This is a genomic window from Pseudoalteromonas sp. S3776 (assembly GCF_005886915.1).
Lineage (GTDB): Bacteria > Pseudomonadota > Gammaproteobacteria > Enterobacterales > Alteromonadaceae > Pseudoalteromonas.
Genome location: NZ_PNCU01000044.1, coordinates 1 through 592, shown reverse-complemented (window position 1 = coordinate 592; position 592 = coordinate 1). Strand labels below are relative to the sequence as shown.

Annotated in this window: 1 protein-coding gene; it reads right to left on the bottom strand. The window is 38.2% G+C overall.

The features are described from left to right. On the bottom strand, positions 1-592 hold a 592-nt coding region (locus CWC16_RS16425), incomplete at both ends, for an IS110 family transposase (RefSeq protein WP_138542285.1).

Genomic DNA, 592 nt, shown 5'->3' with positions numbered 1-592 from the left:
GCCAGGGATAGACTCGAGTAGCTTCCTGTCTCTTTTTAAATCAGGTTCATTATCTATGTGGTTATCAATGTCAGATTTAAGCTGTTTAATTTCATCATCTAAAAACGCGATAGTCACTTTTATAGATTGGCGAACACGTGCTGAAACGTTGCTGAATTCACTTGCTTCTAATCGGTTCGCTTCTCGTTGTCGGTTACTCTCAAGCGCATCTAAACGACGGATAAGGGCTTTAAGCTCTCTAACTTCTAACGCTTCAGGTTGCCAATAATCAACGACTGCATGCTTTGCACAGCCGTAATGGGCAAGCATCGTTGCATCAGATTTATCTGTTTTATGAATTATGTTTAACGCGTCTGCATACTTTTTAGCTTTACCAGGGTTCGCTAAAATAATATTGAAGCCTTGCTCGTGTAAAAAATACATCAGTGCTTCATGATAAACACCCGTAGGTTCAAGTGCGATAACAAGTTCACTAGCAGCGCTTTTAGTTGTATTTAAAAGCCATTTTTCTATTTTCTCAAAGTCTTGATGCTTGTTTTTAAAGACTTTTGTTTTAATTCTGTTTGTAAGTTGGTCTCTCAACCACGATAAA